At 65.9% G+C, this 16,782-nt stretch carries 17 protein-coding genes; 12 read left to right on the top strand and 5 right to left on the bottom strand.

Annotation, left to right across the window (positions count from 1 at the left end; all coding sequences use genetic code 11):
• Positions 1–130 precede the first annotated feature (130 nt).
• The 9 genes from AB4Z42_RS02205 (at position 131) to AB4Z42_RS02165 (ending at position 9,573) form a co-directional block, all read left to right on the top strand.
• Entirely contained in the window at positions 131–1,711 is a 1,581-nt protein-coding gene (locus AB4Z42_RS02205; RefSeq protein WP_442007474.1) for an ABC transporter substrate-binding protein, read from the top strand.
• Between the two features lie 21 nt (positions 1,712–1,732).
• On the top strand, positions 1,733–2,662 hold the full coding sequence (locus AB4Z42_RS02200) for an ABC transporter permease (RefSeq protein ID WP_442007473.1): 930 nt from the start codon (positions 1,733–1,735) through the stop codon (positions 2,660–2,662).
• A 24-nt stretch (positions 2,663–2,686) separates the two neighbouring features.
• Positions 2,687–3,676 (top strand): ABC transporter permease, encoded by a 990-nt coding sequence (locus tag AB4Z42_RS02195; protein WP_442007472.1) that lies wholly within the window; start codon positions 2,687–2,689, stop codon positions 3,674–3,676.
• Positions 3,677–3,757: 81 nt separating this feature from the next.
• The gene (locus AB4Z42_RS02190; protein WP_442008093.1) at positions 3,758–4,708 is read left to right on the top strand and encodes an ABC transporter ATP-binding protein; all 951 of its coding nucleotides are present in this window, start codon (positions 3,758–3,760) and stop codon (positions 4,706–4,708) included.
• 10 nt (positions 4,709–4,718) lie between these two features.
• Positions 4,719–5,720 (top strand): ABC transporter ATP-binding protein, encoded by a 1,002-nt coding sequence (locus AB4Z42_RS02185; protein WP_442007471.1) that lies wholly within the window; start codon positions 4,719–4,721, stop codon positions 5,718–5,720.
• On the top strand, positions 5,717–6,445 hold the full coding sequence (locus AB4Z42_RS02180) for a sulfite exporter TauE/SafE family protein (protein WP_442007470.1): 729 nt from the start codon (positions 5,717–5,719) through the stop codon (positions 6,443–6,445). Before AB4Z42_RS02185 ends, AB4Z42_RS02180 begins: the two co-directional genes overlap by 4 nt.
• A gap of 1 nt (position 6,446) precedes the next feature.
• Entirely contained in the window at positions 6,447–7,265 is an 819-nt protein-coding gene (locus tag AB4Z42_RS02175) for an IclR family transcriptional regulator (RefSeq protein WP_442007469.1), read from the top strand.
• Positions 7,262–8,608 carry an enolase C-terminal domain-like protein gene (locus AB4Z42_RS02170; RefSeq protein ID WP_442007468.1) on the top strand — a complete coding sequence of 449 codons (1,347 nt, stop codon included), beginning with the start codon at positions 7,262–7,264 and terminating at the stop codon, positions 8,606–8,608. Before AB4Z42_RS02175 ends, AB4Z42_RS02170 begins: the two co-directional genes overlap by 4 nt.
• Entirely contained in the window at positions 8,605–9,573 is a 969-nt protein-coding gene (locus AB4Z42_RS02165) for a 2-hydroxyacid dehydrogenase (protein WP_442008092.1), read from the top strand. The genes AB4Z42_RS02170 and AB4Z42_RS02165 overlap by 4 nt, the downstream gene beginning before the upstream one ends.
• Positions 9,574–9,688: 115 nt before the next feature.
• Here the strand turns inward: AB4Z42_RS02165 and AB4Z42_RS02160 are convergent, their stop codons facing one another.
• Positions 9,689–10,480, bottom strand: a complete 792-nt coding sequence (locus AB4Z42_RS02160) for a bestrophin-like domain (RefSeq protein ID WP_442007467.1) — start codon at positions 10,478–10,480, stop codon at positions 9,689–9,691.
• 169 nt (positions 10,481–10,649) lie between these two features.
• Between AB4Z42_RS02160 and AB4Z42_RS02155 the strand changes: the two genes are divergently transcribed.
• A complete protein-coding gene (locus AB4Z42_RS02155) occupies positions 10,650–11,117 on the top strand; it encodes a hypothetical protein (protein ID WP_442007466.1) in 468 nt (155 codons plus the stop codon).
• 15 nt (positions 11,118–11,132) lie between these two features.
• Here the strand turns inward: AB4Z42_RS02155 and AB4Z42_RS02150 are convergent, their stop codons facing one another.
• The 4 genes from AB4Z42_RS02150 to AB4Z42_RS02135 form a co-directional block, all read right to left on the bottom strand.
• Positions 11,133–11,594 (bottom strand): cyclic nucleotide-binding domain-containing protein, encoded by a 462-nt coding sequence (locus AB4Z42_RS02150; protein ID WP_442007465.1) that lies wholly within the window; start codon positions 11,592–11,594, stop codon positions 11,133–11,135.
• 349 nt (positions 11,595–11,943) lie between these two features.
• Entirely contained in the window at positions 11,944–12,411 is a 468-nt protein-coding gene (locus AB4Z42_RS02145) for an RDD family protein (RefSeq protein WP_442007464.1), read from the bottom strand.
• Positions 12,408–12,929, bottom strand: a complete 522-nt coding sequence (locus AB4Z42_RS02140) for a hypothetical protein (RefSeq protein ID WP_442007463.1) — start codon at positions 12,927–12,929, stop codon at positions 12,408–12,410. Before AB4Z42_RS02140 ends, AB4Z42_RS02145 begins: the two co-directional genes overlap by 4 nt.
• A gap of 63 nt (positions 12,930–12,992) precedes the next feature.
• Positions 12,993–14,540 (bottom strand): serine/threonine-protein kinase, encoded by a 1,548-nt coding sequence (locus tag AB4Z42_RS02135; RefSeq protein WP_442007462.1) that lies wholly within the window; start codon positions 14,538–14,540, stop codon positions 12,993–12,995.
• Between the two features lie 381 nt (positions 14,541–14,921).
• Here AB4Z42_RS02135 and AB4Z42_RS02130 point away from each other — a divergent pair, with 381 nt between their 5' ends.
• Both AB4Z42_RS02130 and AB4Z42_RS02125 read left to right on the top strand, forming a co-directional pair.
• Entirely contained in the window at positions 14,922–15,860 is a 939-nt protein-coding gene (locus AB4Z42_RS02130; protein WP_442007461.1) for a cyclopropane mycolic acid synthase family methyltransferase, read from the top strand.
• A 35-nt stretch (positions 15,861–15,895) separates the two neighbouring features.
• Entirely contained in the window at positions 15,896–16,771 is an 876-nt protein-coding gene (locus AB4Z42_RS02125) for a cyclopropane mycolic acid synthase family methyltransferase (RefSeq protein ID WP_442007460.1), read from the top strand.
• Positions 16,772–16,782 lie beyond the last annotated feature (11 nt).

Below are 16,782 nucleotides of genomic sequence, written 5' to 3'. Positions count from 1 at the left end.
CGTCCCAAAAACAGTCGATTTCGCCATTTGGCCGGGGTTGACGCTGTCGAAAGACCGTCCTTACCGTGTGTCTGCGATCACAAGTGCCATCCACATACGTGGACGTCACCCCACAGCCCGGGAGGAACGCATGCTTTCCAGGAGCCCACGCTCTGCCCGCCGACGCCGCATCCTGGCCGTCGCCCTCGCGGGAGTCACCGTGGCTGCCTCCGGCTGCACCGTCGCCAACTCCCGCCACGGCGGCTACGACCCCAACACCCTGCGCATCGTGCTGGCCCAGGAGCCGCCGACCCTGGAGCCGTGCGAGAGCTCATTGACCTCCACCGGCATCGTCGTCCGCTCCAACATCACCGAACCGCTCATCGAGCGCGACCCCAACTCGGGCGACTTGCAGCCGCTGCTCGCCACCGAGTGGCGCCAAACCTCGCCGAACCAGTGGACGTTCAAGGTCCGCGACGGCGTCACCTTCTCCAACGGCGCGCCGATGACGGCCAAGGACGCCGCCTACTCGATCGACCGGGCCGTGAACTCCGACCTGAACTGCAACGTCGACGGCTACGTGTTCGGCGACGACAAGCTCGAACTCAGCACCCCCGACGACAACACCCTGGTCGTCGGCACCAAGACGCCGGATCCGATTCTGCCGCTGCGTATCTCGTTCGTCGAGATCGTGCCGACCGCCACTTCCATGACCGAAAAGGTTCGCGAACCGATCGGCACCGGTCCCTACACGATCGACGACTGGGAGTACGGGCAGAAGCTGTTCCTCAAGCGCAACGACACCTACTGGGGCGAGAAGCCGGCATTCGCCAAGGCCGAATACCAGTGGCGCAGTGAGGGCAGCGTCCGCGCCGCGATGATCACCAACGACGAGACCGACATCGCCGTGAGCCTCGGGCCCGAGGACGGCGCCGAAGAACTCGGCGTGCCGTTCCAGAACAACGAGACCACCGCCCTTCGCATGCAGGCGACCGAGCCGCCGCTCAACGACATTCGTGTGCGGCAGGCCATCAACTACGCCGTCAACCGCGAAGGCATCGTCAAGGCGCTGTTCCGCGGTCTCGGTGACCCCGCCTCCCAGCTGATCCCCTCCGGCGTCGTCGGCTACAACTCGGACCTGCAGCTGTGGCCACATGACGCCGACAAGGCCAAGCAACTCATCGACGAAGCCAGGGCCGACGGTGTGCCCGTCGACACCCAGATCCGCCTCATCGGCCGCACCGCGCAGTTCCCGAAGATCAGCGAGACCATCGAGGTGCTGCAAAGCGAGTTCTCCGAGATCGGGCTGAACGTCAAGATCGAGATGATGGACACGTCCAACCAGCTGCTGTACCAGCTGCGGCCGTTCCCCGAGGGCGCCGGCCCCTACCTGCTGATGATCATGCACGGCAACCAGGCCGGTGACGCCGCGTTCACCATGGACCAGTACATGCTGTCCGACGGTCCCCAGGCTGCCTACGGCACACCGGAATTCGACACGAAGATCGGCGCCGCGGAAGCCCTCACCGGACAGCAGCGCCAGGATGCGTTCGCCAAGCTCTTCGCCGAGGAGCCGCAGGAGATCATGCAGATGGCCTACATCGCCCACATGAAGGGCATCCTCGGAAAGTCGCCCCGCGTGAACTACACCCCCAACTCCGCCACCGGTGACGAGATGCGGCTGGCCGAGATGACGCCCGCCGGTTCCGCCACCCCCACGGTCGCCCAGTAGCAGTAAGGAAGGCCAGCCCCCATGTTCTCCTTCATCCGGCGCCGGACATACACCAGCGCACTGCCTTTGATCATCGTGCTGCTCGGCGTGTTCCTGCTCGCCCGTCTCACCGGTGACCCCACCAACCTGTACATGCCCGAGTCGGCGACACCCGAACAGCGCGCCGCCTTCGCACAGGCCAACGGTTTCGACCAGCCGGTGTGGACGCAGCTCGTCGAGTACTTCAAGGGCGTCATCCATTTCGACTTCGGCACCTCGCTGCGCACCGGTGAGTCCGCCTCCGAGATGGCCTTCCGCGCGTTCCCCGCCACGCTGCAGTTGGCGTTCACCACAATGCTTCTCGCCGTCGTAGGTGCCATCGTCATCGGCTGCTGGGCCGCCTACCGGCCCAACTCGCTGGCCGACCGATTCTCAAGCCTGCTGTCCATGACCGCCGCATCGATCCCCGATTTCTGGTTCGCCATCACCGGCGTCTGGCTCTTCGCGGTGCTCCTCGGTGTGCTGCCCACCTCCGGTGTCGACAGCGGCATCCTGTCCTGGATCCTGCCGATCGCCACCCTGATGATCCGGCCGCTCGGCGTGCTCACCCAAGTCGTCCGCGGCGCAATGGTTTCCGCACTCTCGGCGCCATATGTGCGACTGGCCCGCAGCAAGGGCGCCAGCGACTTCCGCGTCGTCAGCCACCACGCGCTGCGCAACGCGGCCGCCCCGGCGCTGACAGTCGCAGGCGACCTGGCCGTCGGCCTGATCAACGGCGCGGTGGTCGTCGAAGCCATCTTCGGCTGGCCCGGCATCGGCAAGCTGATGATCGACGCGATCCTGCAACGCGACTTCGCCGTCCTGCAGGCCGCCGTCCTGCTGACCGCCGTGAGCATCTTCCTGCTCAACATCCTCATCGACGCCTGCTACGCGCTGCTCGACGCTCGCGTCCGCGAACCGGCCCGGATCTAGAAGGCGATAGGGAGACCTAAGACAATGAGCTCTGGAATCGATCTCGTACCCGTCAAGCCGACCACCGCCATCGTCGGCGAGCCTGGGCAAGACGGCGCCAAAAAGGGCATTGCATCGAAGTGGTTCAGCATGCTGCTCAACGACCGCGTCGCCGCCGTCGCGGCCGTGATCCTGAGCTTCGTCTTCCTCACAGCGATCTTCGGGCCCATGCTCGTCGGCGATCTCGCCACCAAGATCGACCTGGACAACTCCAACCAGGCGCCGTTCACCTTCGCCCACGGCTGGGCCAACTTCCTCGGCACCGACCCGCTGGGCCGCAGCATGCTGGCCCGCCTGATCGTCGCGTGCCAGACGACGCTGTCCGTCGCGATCCCCGCCGTCGTCCTCTCCGCGGTCGTCGGCTCGGCCATCGGCATGTGGGCCGGCTTCTACCGCGGCTGGCGCGAGACCGTGGCCATGCGCATCGCCGACGTCATCATGAGCTTCCCGTCGCTGCTGCTGGCGGTCGTCGTCCTGTACGTGTTCTCGCCCAGCGCCGCGAACATCGTTCTCGTGCTGGCGATCACCCGCATCCCCGTGTATCTGCGCACCGCCCGCGCCGAATCCGCCGAACTGCAGAGCCGGCTGTTCGTCGACGCCGCCCGCACGTTCGGCGCTCCCGCACGCGACATCATCTGGCGCCACGTCCTGCCGATCGTGCTGCCGACACTGCTCACCGTCGCGACACTGGACTTCTGCTACGTGATGCTGGCGGAGAGCTCCTTGAGTTTCCTGGGTATCGGCATCCAGCCGCCCGACGTCAGCTGGGGCCTGATGGTGTCGCAGGGCCGCACCTACCTGCACACCGCGTGGTGGCTGTCGTTCTTCCCCGGCCTGGCCATCGTCATCACCACCGTGTCGGCCACCATCCTGGCCGCATGGGCCCGCATCGCCACCGATCCCGCACAGCGGTGGCGCCTGACCGTCCCGCAGAAGAAGCTGTCCCGCTTCGCCAAGACCACGAAGCGCATCTGAGAGGCCGCCATGACCGCTGCAATAGACCACAAGCCGACCGTCGGACAGACCGACGACAAGCCCGTGCTGGACGTCGACGGCATGAGCGTCGAGATCCGCACCATCAGCGGCACCGTCCGCGCCGTCAACGAGGTCAGCTTTCAGGCCCGTCGGGGTGAAACCCTGGCCCTGCTCGGCGAATCCGGCTGCGGCAAATCGATGACCGCCACCGCGCTCGTCGGTCTGCTCGAACCCGTCGCCGAGGTCGTCGAAGGATCCGCCGCCCTCGGCGGCGTCGACCTGTTCACCGTCGGCCGGGCCAAGCGGCGCGAGATGGCGGGCACCGAACTCGCGATCGTCTTCCAGGACGCGCTGACGGCGCTCAACCCGCTGTACACCGTGGGAACTCAACTCGCCGAACCGTTCCGGATTCACCACAACCTGTCCGCCAAGGAAGCCAAGCGCAAGGCCGTCGACCTGATGACCCGTGTCGGCATCCCGCAGCCCGAATCCCGGTTGAACTCCTACCCGCACCAGTTCTCCGGCGGTATGCGCCAACGTCTGCTCATCGCGATGGCCGTCGCACTCAACCCCAGCGTGCTCATCGCCGACGAGCCCACCACCGCACTCGACGTCACCGTGCAGGCGCAGATCATGGCGCTGCTGCGCGACCTGCGCACCGAGTTCGACATGGCCGTCGTCCTCATCACCCACGACCTGGCCCTGGTCGCCGAGGAAGCCGACCGCGTCGCGGTGATGTACGCAGGCAACATCGTCGAAACGGGCGCGGTATCAGAGGTTTTCGCCAACCCCAAGCATCCCTACACGAAGGGCCTGCTGAACTCGGTGCCCGTCAACGCACGCCGCGGCGACGAGCTGAGGTCCATCGGCGGGTCCCCACCCGACCTGCAGGCCATCCCCGAGGGCTGCGTGTACCAGGCCCGCTGCCCGCTGGCCCGCGACATCTGCGCCACCAAGCGCCCGACGCTCGAAACCGTGGCAGCTGGCCGTATGGCCGCCTGCCACTTCCCCGAAGAGGTGCACAGTGTCTGATCAAAAGACGATGGATGAAAACCCTTTGCTCGAGGTCCGCGACCTCCGCAAGACGTTCCGCGTGCAGGGCGCCGGCAAGAAGCGGCTGTGCGCACTGGACGGCATCACGCTCGACCTCAAGCGCGGCGAGACGCTGGGCCTGGTCGGTGAGTCCGGCTGCGGAAAGTCCACGCTGGCAAGGACGTTGCTGATGCTGGAGCGCCCGGATGAGGGGTCCGTACGCTTCGACGGCATCGATCCGTTCAGCCTGCGCGGCAAGGAACTGCTGAACTTCCGCCGCCGGGTGCAGATGGTGTTCCAGGACCCGTACGCCTCGCTGAACTCGCGCATGTCGGCCGGCGACATCATCGCCGAGCCGTGGCGCAGCCACAAGGGTATGTACAAAACCCGTAAGGACCGCGATATGCGGGTACGCGGCCTGCTCGACCTCGTCGGTCTCGGCGCCAAGGCCGTAGACAAATACCCGCAGGAATTCTCCGGCGGCCAGCGTCAGCGCATCGGCATCGCCCGCGCGCTCGCACTGGACCCCGACGTGATCATCTGCGACGAGCCGGTGTCCGCGCTCGACCTGTCGGTGCAGGCGCAGGTGCTCAATCTGCTCAACGAGCTTCAGCAGCAGCTGGGCATCGCCTACATCTTCATCAGCCACGACCTGTCGGTGGTCCGGCACGTCGCCGATCGCGTCTCGGTGATGTATCTGGGCCGCATCATCGAAAACGGCCCAACCGAAGCGGTTTTCGACCGCCCCAACCATCCGTACACCGCGGCGCTGATGTCGGCAGCCCCCAAGCTCGACAGCGCCCTGCGCAAGGATCGCATCCTGCTCAAGGGCGAGGTGCCGTCACCCATCGACCCGCCGTCAGGCTGCCGGTTCCGCACCCGCTGCTGGAAGGCCACCGAGATCTGCGCCACCACCACACCGCCCAGTGCGGCAGACCCGGACGTCGCGGGGCATGTCGCCGAGTGCCACCATCCCCTGTTGTCCGAGGGGTCCCTGCTGGCGACCGTATGAGCGTCTGGGGATACTGCATAGTGGCGGCGGCGATCATGTTGGCATCGGCATTACAGGCGTCGATCGGGTTCGGCATCGGCATGCTGGCCGCGCCGATCGTCGCGCTCGTCGACCCCGCCCTGATCCCTGGCACGCTGATCATGGTCGCAACCCTGGTCACGCTCATGGTGTTGGCGCGGGAACGTCAGGACATCGACCTGCACGGCGCCAAATGGGCTCTCGTCGGCCGCGTTCCGGGCACCATCGCCGGTGCGCTGCTGCTGGCGATGCTGCCCGAGCGCGGCCTCGCGATCATGCTCGCCCTGGTCGTACTGGTCGGCGTCGGGTTGACCAGCTTCGGCTGGATCCCGGTGGCGCGTAGGCGCAACGTCGTACTGGCCGGGGCGGCCTCCGGTGTGCTCGGCACCGCGACGGCGATCGGTGGCCCGCCGATGGCCCTGGTGTGGCAGCGCAAGGAGGGCGCGCGGCTGCGCAGCACGATGAGCGGATTCTTCCTCGTCGGCTCCATCATGTCGATCGCCGCGCTCGCCGCCACCGGCGCCGTCAACGGTCACACGATGGCGATGTTCGCGATCCTCGTCCCCGCTGCAATAGCCGGCTATGTGTTGTCCCGCGGGCTGAACCGATTCCTCGATCCGAAACGGCTGCGGTGGTTGGCAATCGGTGTCTCCGCGGTGGGCGCCGTCGTGCTGATCGGCCGCGAACTGCTGGCGATGGGAGGCTGAGATGTCCGAAGAGCTCGTCGTCCGCAAGGTGAAGTCGGCCGTCCGCACTGTCGAACTGCTGGAGTTCCTGGCCGCCCGCCATGACGAACCGGCGCGACTGCGCGAGATCAGCCACGCACTCGACATGCCCCGCAGCAGCGCCCACGCACTGCTGCGCACACTCGTCGCGCAGGGCTGGGTGCGCACCGACGCGACGGGCACCTTGTACACGATCGGCGTGCGGGCGCTGCTCGTCGGAACCAGCTATCTGGACAGCGATCCATACCTTCCCCTGATCACGCCGTTCCTCGACGACCTGCGCGCCGACCTGGACGAGACCTTCCACCTCGGCCGCCTCGACGGGACCGACATCGTCTACCTCGCGACGCGTGAATCCAAGCAGTACACCCGGGCCTCGAACCGCGTGGGCCGACGATTGCCCGCCTACGCCACCGCGCTCGGAAAGTCGCTTCTCGCGGAACGATTCGGCTCCGAGCGCGACGAGCACGTGCCGTCAGCGCTCAAACCGTTGACCGACAAGACGATCGTCGACCGCGCCGTACTCGACGCCCACCTCGACGAGGTGCGCATCCGCGGCTACGCCACCGACGACGAGGAGAACACCACGGGGTTGCGCTGCTTCGCGGTGGCCCTACATTACTGCCAGCCCGCGCAGGACGCGATCAGCGCGTCCATACCTCTCGACCGACTGACCCCGCAGCGCGAACGTGAGATCGCCGACGCGCTGCGCACCATGGGAGACAAGGTGTCTCGCGTGGTCAAACCCCTGGCCAATGGCGACAAGTGGTTCGCAACACAAGTATCAGGAGATTCACTGTGACAACCCCCAAGACCACCCCCGTCGTACGCGACGTCACGGTGATCCCGGTCGCCGGGCGCGACAGCATGCTGCTGAACCTCAGCGGTGCGCACGGCCCCTTCTTCACCCGGAACCTGCTGATCCTCACCGACTCCGAGGGCAACACCGGGGTCGGCGAGGTCCCCGGCGGCGAACCGATCCGCAATACCCTCGAAGACGCCCGCGCGATCATCAGCGGCCGCAGCATCGGCGACCACCACGCGATCCTCAACGACATGCGGCGCGCGTTCGCCGACCGGGACGCGGGCGGCCGCGGCGCGCAGACGTTCGACCTGCGCATCGCCGTCCACGCCGTGACCGCCGTCGAGTCCGCGCTCCTCGACCTCCTCGGCAAGCATCTCGACGTCCCGGTCGCCGCCCTGCTCGGCGACGGCCAGCAGCGTGACCGCGTGCAGGCACTGGGCTACCTGTTCTTCGTCGGCGACCGCACCAAGACCGACCTCGCATATCAATCGCCGTCCGACGAGGCCGCCGACAGCGACGACTGGCTGAAGGTCCGCCATGAAGAGGCGCTCACCCCCGACACCGTCGTCCGCCTCGCCGAAGCGGCTGCCGCCCGGTACGGCTTCCGCGACTTCAAGCTCAAAGGTGGTGTGCTGCCGGCACCGGACGAGGCCAAGGCCGTCATCGCCCTCAAGGACCGTTTCCCCGACGCGCGAATCACCCTGGACCCCAACGGTGGATGGCTGCTCGCGGATGCGATCAAGACCTGCCGCGAGCTCAGCGATGTGCTCGCCTACGCCGAGGATCCGGTCGGACCCGAAGGCGGGTTCTCCGGTCGCGAGGTGATGGCCGAGTTCAAGCGGGCCACCGGCCTGCCCACCGCGACCAACATGATCGGCACCGACTGGCGCGAGCTCGGACACGCGATCCGCGCCAACGCCGTCGACATCCCCCTCGCCGACCCGCACTTCTGGACGATGGCCGGATCCGTTCGCGTCGCGCAGCTCTGCGATGCATGGGGCCTGACGTGGGGATCGCACTCCAACAACCACTTCGACGTTTCGCTGGCGATGTTCACCCACGTCGCCGCCGCAGCGCCCGGAAACATCACCGCCATCGACACGCACTGGATCTGGCAGGACGGACAGCGCATCACCAAGCAGCCCTACGAGATCGTCGACGGCTACCTCACGGTGCCCGAAAAGGCCGGGCTGGGTGTGGAACTCGATGACGAGGCCGTCGCCGCCGCACACGAGCTCTACCAACAGGAAGGACTCGGCAGCCGCGACGACGCGATCGCCATGCAGTACCTGATCCCCGGCTGGGCGTTCGACAGCAAGCGTCCGTGCCTGCAGCGATGAAGATCGCTGTCGCCGGCACCAACCTGGAACCGCACCGCGAACGGTTCGAGGCAGCACTGCCTGCGAACGCTGTGGTCGAGTGGTATCCCGGCGGGGTACCGACGAATGCCTTGCGTGATGCCGACGTCTACGTGGGGAGCCGGTTCACCGCGCAGATGGCGGCGGCAGCCGAGAAGCTCCGGCTCATCCACTCCGTCGGGGCAGGGACCGACAAGATCGACTTCGATGCGGTGTCCGATGACATCCTGGTGGCCAACACCTTTCACCACGAAGCATCTATCGCGGAGTACATCCTCGCCGCGGCGGTGATGCTGCGCCGCGACTTCCTGGTGCAGGACCGTCAGCTACGCCGGGATGTGTGGGCGACGTCCGTCTACGACCCGGCGATACCGCAGGCGCCGACACTTCGGGATGCGCGCATCGGTTTCGTCGGGTTCGGGCACATTGGGCGCTATACGTGGAACCTGTTCCGCGCCTTCGGTTGCAGCGGGGCGGCCGTCACCGGATCCGGCCGGGTGCCCGACTGCGGGCTCTCGTGGGCGGGCGATACCCGCGACTTGAACCGGCTGATGTCGGAATGCGATGTGGCGGTGGTGTCGGCACCGCTGAACGAGCACACGGTCGGCATGATCGGCGAGGAGCAGCTGCGCCTGCTCGGCGCCGACGGCGTGCTGATCAACGTCGGCCGAGGCCCGCTGGTGCAGGAGCAGGCACTGTATGACGCTCTGGCCGACGGGGTGATCAGGGCCGCCGCGATCGACGTCTGGTACCGCTACCCGTCCGGCGACGGGATCAGCGCCCCAAGCGATCTGCCGTTCGCCGAACTGCCGAACATCCTGATGACGCCGCACTCCTCGGGCGTCACGAGCGACACCTTCGCCGGTCGCGCCGACGACATCGCCGACAACATCGCACGGCTGGAACGCGGCGAGCCTCTGCACAACGTGGTGTTCGGCGGGAAGTGACGAACGCCTCTCCAGGGCAGTGTGTCGAAGTGCCAAGCTACGAGCGACAAAATCGCTCACCTAACAAAGTGCGTAGCGAGTTCAGCGACGTCGTCGCTCGTAGCTTGGCAGGGTCTCACGTGCCCTTGTCGATCGAGTCGAACGCATGCTGCGATTGTTCGAACGGCTCCGATGTCACACCCAGCTGGTTGCCGAAGGGGTGATCCAGCCAGAAGACGATGAACAGCAACAGACCCAGCAGGACGGCGACGGCGCTCAACAGCCCGAAATGCGCGCGGGTGCTGCCCAGTCGCATGAAGCCGCCGAGTCCCAGAAGGACGACGCCGCCGAACAGCAGGCCCGACCAGAGCAGGCCGGGTATCCGCGGCTTGGTGTCCAGGATCCGCTGATTGCGCTCCGACGCCAGGGTGGTCAGCTGGCCGAGGAAATTCTGACTGATCGGGCTCGACGACAAGCTGGACTGCTCGCTGCCGAGTACCCGGTACATGTCGTTGAGGGCGTCGCGCGCACTATCGGTCCCGGTGCCGCCACCTATCGCTTCCTGCCATTCGGGGCCGGCGACGGCGTCGGTGTACTTGCGAATCAGCACCCGCATCTGCGCCTGCTCGGGGGCGGGCATCCCTACGGTCTGCCGGTACATCGTGATCACCGTCGACGCCTCATTGGAGACGTTGGCCTCCGCCGAGGAGAACTGCTCCCAGGCGACCACGATCACGAACCCGAGCAGGGCTCCGTAGACGAGGCCGACGCAGGTAAGAAATGGCGACAGCGCGCCATTGTGTCCTTCGCTCACTGGGTCAGAAAGCGTGCGATGCGCCAACCACATGCCGGCCGCCGCGATCAGGACCGCCGCGACGAGAGCCAGCGCCAGAAGCGCCCAGAGCCCAGCGATCCCGTACTCACCCATGGTGTCCTCCCCCGGATTGACCGCCGGTGGCCGCGCCGTGCCGGATCGGGTACCCGTCAAGATGCACACGTACGCGGTGTTCGGGTGGCCGATCCCGCCGAGAACAGAAGTCTGACCGACTTCGGTGGATGTGATCGCTCACTGGCGTCGCCGGTGCTAGGCAAGACGGGTGGATTTCGCGAGTTGGAGCCTGGGCCTGGCGCTCATTGTGCTGACCATCGCGATTCACACGACCGCGGTGGTGCTGATGGCGTTCGGACTGGAATCGAGGATCCGAGCGCGTAACCCATCCCCCGACAGGCGACGGGCGGTGCCCGTCGTGATCGCCCACATCGGCGCCGTTGCGGTGATGCTGGCCGCCTTGCACGGCGTCGAAAGTGTCCTGTGGGCGCTGGCGTACCGGTGGCTCGGTGCGCTCGATTCGTTCACCCAGGCGACGACCTACGCAGTGGCCACCCTGACGACGTTTGAGGTGCCGGGACTGGTTCTGCCGCAGCGGTTTCAGATGTTCAGCGCTCTGGAAGCGGTGAACGGTGTGCTGCTGTTCGGGATCAGCACCGCGTTCCTGTTCGCGGTCATACAGGTGCACTGGCGACTGCTGTTCCCCCACAGTCCCTCGGTCGCCGGCCGCGAGTAGCGTACTTCGGCAACGCTATTCAGCGGTGGCCGACGACGGCACGTGGCGCGCCACGGTGTCGTCCAGGGCTTCCCGCAGTGCACGGATGTCGGTGATCAGGCGTTCGAGGTCGTCACGCTCGATATGCAATACCTCGGCCCTGCCTGTCGTCGTCACGGTGGCGTTGCGCAGCTTTCCGTGGCGAAGTGCGGATTCGCCGATGATCTCGCCCGCCCCGACCAGGGCGATGCGCTCTTGGCCGACGTACACCCCGGCCTCCCCGCTGAGCAGGATGTAGCAGGCGTCCGACGGGGTCTGCTCACGAATCAGCGGCCACGGCCCGGATGTCGAGGTGCGATGCGCCGCCTGGACGAGACGCTTGAGGTCCTCGTCGGAGAACTTCTCGAACGTGGGAAATTCCCGTAATCGGCGGGCGCTCTCCTGCTGCTCCTGCTGGAGCGCCGCGGCGCTTTCGCGCTCGTACTTGCGATTGTCCATGGTGGGTCCCCCGATCGGCGATGTGACCCTGACGTCGACGAGCCTATCCACCGAGAGCCGCCCACAAGATCGAAACGGGGAGAAACGGGTCGACGACCGATCGCGTCGACGTCAAGGATTCGACAAGGATTCGACAAGCACCGCGGACGAGTCTTTGGATGTCACCACCGCCGACCCCTAAGGAGCAGTTCACATGGTCGATCGCATCCGCGCCCTCGCCGTTGCGGCCACCGGAGCGGTCTTACTGCTCTCGGGCCTCGGACTGGTCGCGGTCGGACTCTCCGGCATGGCCTAGTCGGCGCAGTCGAGTCGCCCGCGCGCCTGGTCGCGGGCGGCCCGTCCGCACCGCCTAGGTCTTGACCAAGCCTGCGGATGGCCGTGAGTAGACCACCCGCGTGCGTAAGACGATGTCCTGCAATGACCTTCGCCTCGAGTCGATCACGACCCACAGCAGGCCGATCGGGAAGAATACACAGCCGACCGCACGTAGCAAGCCGACAAGCAGGCTCACCCGCTGCGAACGTCGCCCCACGACCCGCAGACCCATCGCCACCGAACCCACGGTGGATCCCGACACGGACCAACATCCCGCGGCGTACACGACCGCGACGACGAACGTGACCAGCGTCGAGAACACGACGCTCAGCGACGGCAGGGCGAAGGCCGCAGGCGAATAGACCAACCTCACCAACACCAAGCCGCCGTAAAGCACACCCATGATCACCAGGACCACCAGCAGGTCCAAGATTGCGGCCAATCCGCGGGTGATGATCCCCGCCGGCCGCTCGGCGTCAACTGCCGACTCCTCTACGGTCACCGATTTTCCCGGTCACGCCGCAGCATGCGGTTGACGATTCCCGCCACGACGTCATCGGCGCGTTCACCCTGTGTGCGCACGTCGGTCATCACCTCGGCGGTCATCGAATTCGTCGATTCGCGGATGATCGCGGGCAGGTCAACACCCTCGATCACCTTGTCCGCCAACGTAATCAGATCGATCCGGTTGATGATCGCGTCGATGTCGATGTCAGCGGCGAGCGCATCGATGTCGACGCGCTCGCTGACGAGGGCGTTCAAATCCATCTCGTCGAGTACCAGGTCCACCAGAGCGACCGCAATCGCGGCGACCAGAGCCTTGAGCTGATCGGCGCTCTCGGTCAGCCAGCGGTCGCCGTGCCCGGACAGACCGTCGACGCCGCGCCGCATCAACGGCCCGAAAACCGGCACCTTCTCGGCCACGCGGTATGCGATCCCGGCCGCACCGACCGCCACGGCAACCGTGCCCACCGCGGCGGAGACCACCGGGTGTTTCAGCAGGTCGACCTCGGTTCCCACCACCGCATCGTAGTTCCTGCGCGGTCTATCTCAGGTGAGACGCGCGGGCCGCGGGCAGCAGCGTTACCGCTGGTCGGAGCCGTATTCCAGCGCGGGCTCCGCAGAATCCACGCCACCCCTGCTCAGAATCGTCAACATGTCCGGCTGCACCTCATAACGGGCGCCGTCGGCGGGATTCGTCGCGGTGTATCCACTCCCCGACGGAGAGGCATTCGAGAGCTGAAGATTGGCGCCGTCACGCAGACGTTCGCCCCGGTAGTAGTACGTGCCGGGGGCCGTCTCGCACACCACAGCGAGCGAATTCGAAGTTCTGATCGCCGCCGCAGGTGAGCTTCCCGCGTCACAGCGCGCCGTATGACCGACAAAGCCCTGCGCATCGGTTCCCGACACCCCCGCAATGGGCCCGGAACTCGTCGTGGGCGTCGTGCTGGTCGATGTCGATTCCGACGGCGACTCCTTCGTCGGCGTGGTCGTGATCGTCGTCGTCTCAGGTGCTGGCGCAGCGAGCCCGGTCTGCGGTGCCGACCCGCCACCGTGGTCGCCGAACACCAGCACCGTCGCGAGGATCACGGCCGCGGCGAACATCACGACGGTCGCCGCGACCAGCCCCACGTGCGTCCGGCCGAACCGCGATGTCTTCTTCGGCGGGGCGGGCGGCGGCCCCGGTCGGTACAGGTGTTGGAAGCCCGTCCCCGCCGGGTTCGGGTCGACGGTCGAGAACTGCCTGGTGTGGTGCGGCGGGCTCGGTGGAACGGGGACTGCGACCGACGACGTGTCCGACAGCGCCTCTGCACCTGCCTTGGCCAATTCACCGGCCGATGCGTACCTGTCGGTCGGTTGCTTCGCCATGCCCTTCTCGATCACGTCGTCGAAGGCGCGGCTGATCCCGCGGCGCATGATGCTCGGCCGTGGTGGCGGGGAGAACATGTGCGCGCCCATCATCTGCCGAACGTCACCCGCCTCGAACGGCGCACGGCCAGTGAGGCACTCGTAGAGCAGGCATGTCAGGGAGTACACGTCCGCGGCCGGGCCTGCGCGCTCACCGCTGAACCGTTCGGGGGCCATGTAGGCGCACGAACCGATCACCAGGCCGGTGCTCGTCACACTCGCCTCGCCGCCGCCGTGCGCGATGCCGAAGTCGACCAGATAGGCGAAGTCGTCCGGTGTGAGCAGGACGTTCTCCGGCTTGATGTCACGGTGCACGAGACCGTTGCCGTGCGCCGCGTCCAGCGCGGCAGCAACCTGGCTGATGATCGACACCGACCGCGACGGCGGAAGTGCGCCCTTGACCCGCAGTTCGTCCTTCAGGCTGGCGCCCTCGACCAGGCGCATGTCGATATAGAGGACCCCGTCGATGTCGCCGAAGTCGTGCACCGGGATGACGTGCGGTTCCTGCAGACGTGCGGCGACGCGGGATTCGCGACGAAACCGCTGCTGAAAGCTCTGGTCGGCGGCCACCTCGGTGCGCAGCAGCTTGATCGCCACCAGACGCTCTCTGACGGTGTCGTAGGCGCGGTACACCTCGCCCATTCCGCCGACGCCGATCAGCGACTGGAGCTCGTAGGGACCGAATTGCGTACCCACCCGAGCGCCGCCGTTCGGGGAACCCATATAAAACTTCCGCCCTTTCCGTCGTGCGTGCTTGCAGGTCGGCCCGTTGCGCCTATCGGAGTTCCCGCAACGCCGTCGTCCATAACCCGCTCCCCGCGGCGGGCGAAATGTGGCACAGGTAACACGCCACTGAATACAAAGCAGCACAAGCGATTTGCGTAGTGGCAAGTCTACAAAGGGCGGCCCGACATTGCGACCCGACCATGTCACACCCGCGTGCTGCTGTCCTCTGCGCGAACAGCCATTGACCTGCAGAGCGGACGCATCGGAGCCCCCTCGGTACGCCGGCTCAAACTCATAGGAATAACGTCTGGCGTGAGGGGGAACCCCCATTTGTCGACGCGAGGTCGGCCCAGATTCGAATGCACGACGGGAGCCACGGTGGCTGATTCAAACGCCAAGGAACAAACGGGTACGCCAACAGCACAATCGAAGTGGCTCTCGGAGTCAGCCGCTCAGACCCGCGGGTCTGACAAGGGCGAGGTCCAGTTCCACTACGACATCTCCAACGATTTCTTCAAGCTGTGGCAAGACCCGACCCAGACCTACAGCTGCGCATACTTCGAGCGCGACGACATGTCGCTCGAAGAGGCGCAGATGGCCAAAGTAGATCTCTCGCTCGGCAAGCTGGGTCTGCAACCGGGAATGACGCTGCTCGACATCGGCTGCGGCTGGGGTTCGACGATCCAGCGCGCCGTCGAGAAGTACGACGTCAACGTCATCGGTCTGACGCTGTCGGAGAACCAGAAGCAGCACATCGAGCAGAATCGGTTCCCGAGCATCGACACCAGCCGCAACATGGAGGTCCGCCTGCAGCCGTGGGAGGACTTCGACGAGCCCGTCGACCGTGTGGTGTCCATCGGTGCGTTCGAGCACTTCGGATTCAACAAGTACGACGACTATTTCAAGAAGACGTTCAACCTGATGCCCGACGACGGGGTGATGTTGCTACACACGATCATCATTCCGAGCGACGAGGAGATCAAAGCCAAGAAGCTGCCGCTGACCATGTCGAGGGTGCGGTTCATCAAGTTCATCATGGACGAGATCTACCCGGGTGGGCGTTTGCCGCTGGCCGCGATGGTCACCGACCACGCGACCAAGGCCGGCTTCAACGTGACGCGGGAGCAGCATCTGCAGCCGCACTACGTCCGTACGCTGGATACCTGGGCGGCAAATCTCGAGTCGAAGAAGGACCAGGCCATCGAGATCACGTCCGAACAGATCTACGAGCGTTTCTACAAGTACCTGACCGGTTGTGCCGACCTGTTCCGCGCCGGATACACCGATGTGTGCCAGTTCACCTGCGAGAAGGCCTGATTCGTTTAGTAGACTGACCTTTTAGGATGACTCAGATGAAAACGGGGCCGACCGATATGCAACCTCACTTCGAGGAGGTGCAGGCCCACTACGACCTGTCAGACGAGTTCTTCGGACTCTTCCAAGATCCCTCTCGGACCTACAGCTGTGCCTACTACGAACGCGAGGACATGAGCCTCGCCGAGGCGCAACTCGCGAAGATCGACCTCGCACTCGGCAAACTCGACCTCCAGCCCGGCATGACCCTGCTCGACGTCGGGTGCGGCTGGGGTTCCGTCATGAAACGTGCGGTGGAGAAGTACGACGTGAACGTCGTCGGCCTCACCTTGAGCAACAACCAGGACAGCTACTGCCAACAGCTGTTCGACACAATCGACACCGACCGCACGACCCGCGTCGAGCTGCACGGCTGGGAGCAGTTCGACGAACCCGTCGACCGCATCGTCAGCATCGAGGCGTTCGAGGCCTTCCCCAAGGAGCGCTACGGCGCCTTCTTCGAGACGTGCTACCGGATCCTGCCCGACGGCGGCCGGCTGGTGCTGCAGACGATCATGGGCCATCCGCTCAAGCGCTGGCCCGACCTCGGCATCCCCATCGTCATGTCCGACCTGAAGTTCATGCGGTTCATCGCCAAGGAGATTTTCCCCGGCGGCTCGATCCCCTGCGACGAGGACATCATCGGGCTCTCCGGAGACGCCGGCTTCTCCATGCAGCATTTCGAGACGCTGAATCCGCACTACGTCCGCACCCTGGAGACCTGGGCCAAGAACCTCGAGGCCGCGCACGACGAGGCGGTTGCGGCCACCTCCGAAGAGACCTACGAGCGCTACATGAAGTACCTGACCGGATGCGCTGACTTCTTCCAGCGCGGCATCAGCGAACTCGGTCAGTTCACCCTGACCAAGGGCTGACTCAAGCCCTG

It is taken from the genome of Mycobacterium sp. 2YAF39, from assembly GCF_052114565.1.
Taxonomy (GTDB): Bacteria; Actinomycetota; Actinomycetes; order Mycobacteriales; family Mycobacteriaceae; genus Mycobacterium.
This window is presented reverse-complemented; position numbering and strand designations above follow the sequence as displayed.

Bases quoted from the DNA above. Each gene is read 5' to 3' on its own strand.
- AB4Z42_RS02205 (WP_442007474.1), top strand. From the start codon at position 131: ATGCTTTCCAGGAGCCCACGCTCTGCCCGCCGACGCCGCATCCTGGCC.
- AB4Z42_RS02200 (WP_442007473.1), top strand. From the start codon at position 1,733: ATGTTCTCCTTCATCCGGCGCCGGACATACACCAGCGCACTGCCTTTG.
- AB4Z42_RS02195 (WP_442007472.1), top strand. From the start codon at position 2,687: ATGAGCTCTGGAATCGATCTCGTACCCGTCAAGCCGACCACCGCCATC.
- AB4Z42_RS02190 (WP_442008093.1), top strand. From the start codon at position 3,758: ATGAGCGTCGAGATCCGCACCATCAGCGGCACCGTCCGCGCCGTCAAC.
- AB4Z42_RS02185 (WP_442007471.1), top strand. From the start codon at position 4,719: ATGGATGAAAACCCTTTGCTCGAGGTCCGCGACCTCCGCAAGACGTTC.
- AB4Z42_RS02180 (WP_442007470.1), top strand. From the start codon at position 5,717: ATGAGCGTCTGGGGATACTGCATAGTGGCGGCGGCGATCATGTTGGCA.
- AB4Z42_RS02175 (WP_442007469.1), top strand. From the start codon at position 6,447: ATGTCCGAAGAGCTCGTCGTCCGCAAGGTGAAGTCGGCCGTCCGCACT.
- AB4Z42_RS02165 (WP_442008092.1), top strand. From the start codon at position 8,605: ATGAAGATCGCTGTCGCCGGCACCAACCTGGAACCGCACCGCGAACGG.
- AB4Z42_RS02160 (WP_442007467.1), bottom strand. From the start codon at position 10,480: ATGGGTGAGTACGGGATCGCTGGGCTCTGGGCGCTTCTGGCGCTGGCT.
- AB4Z42_RS02150 (WP_442007465.1), bottom strand. From the start codon at position 11,594: ATGGACAATCGCAAGTACGAGCGCGAAAGCGCCGCGGCGCTCCAGCAG.
- AB4Z42_RS02135 (WP_442007462.1), bottom strand. From the start codon at position 14,540: ATGGGTTCCCCGAACGGCGGCGCTCGGGTGGGTACGCAATTCGGTCCC.
- AB4Z42_RS02125 (WP_442007460.1), top strand. From the start codon at position 15,896: ATGAAAACGGGGCCGACCGATATGCAACCTCACTTCGAGGAGGTGCAG.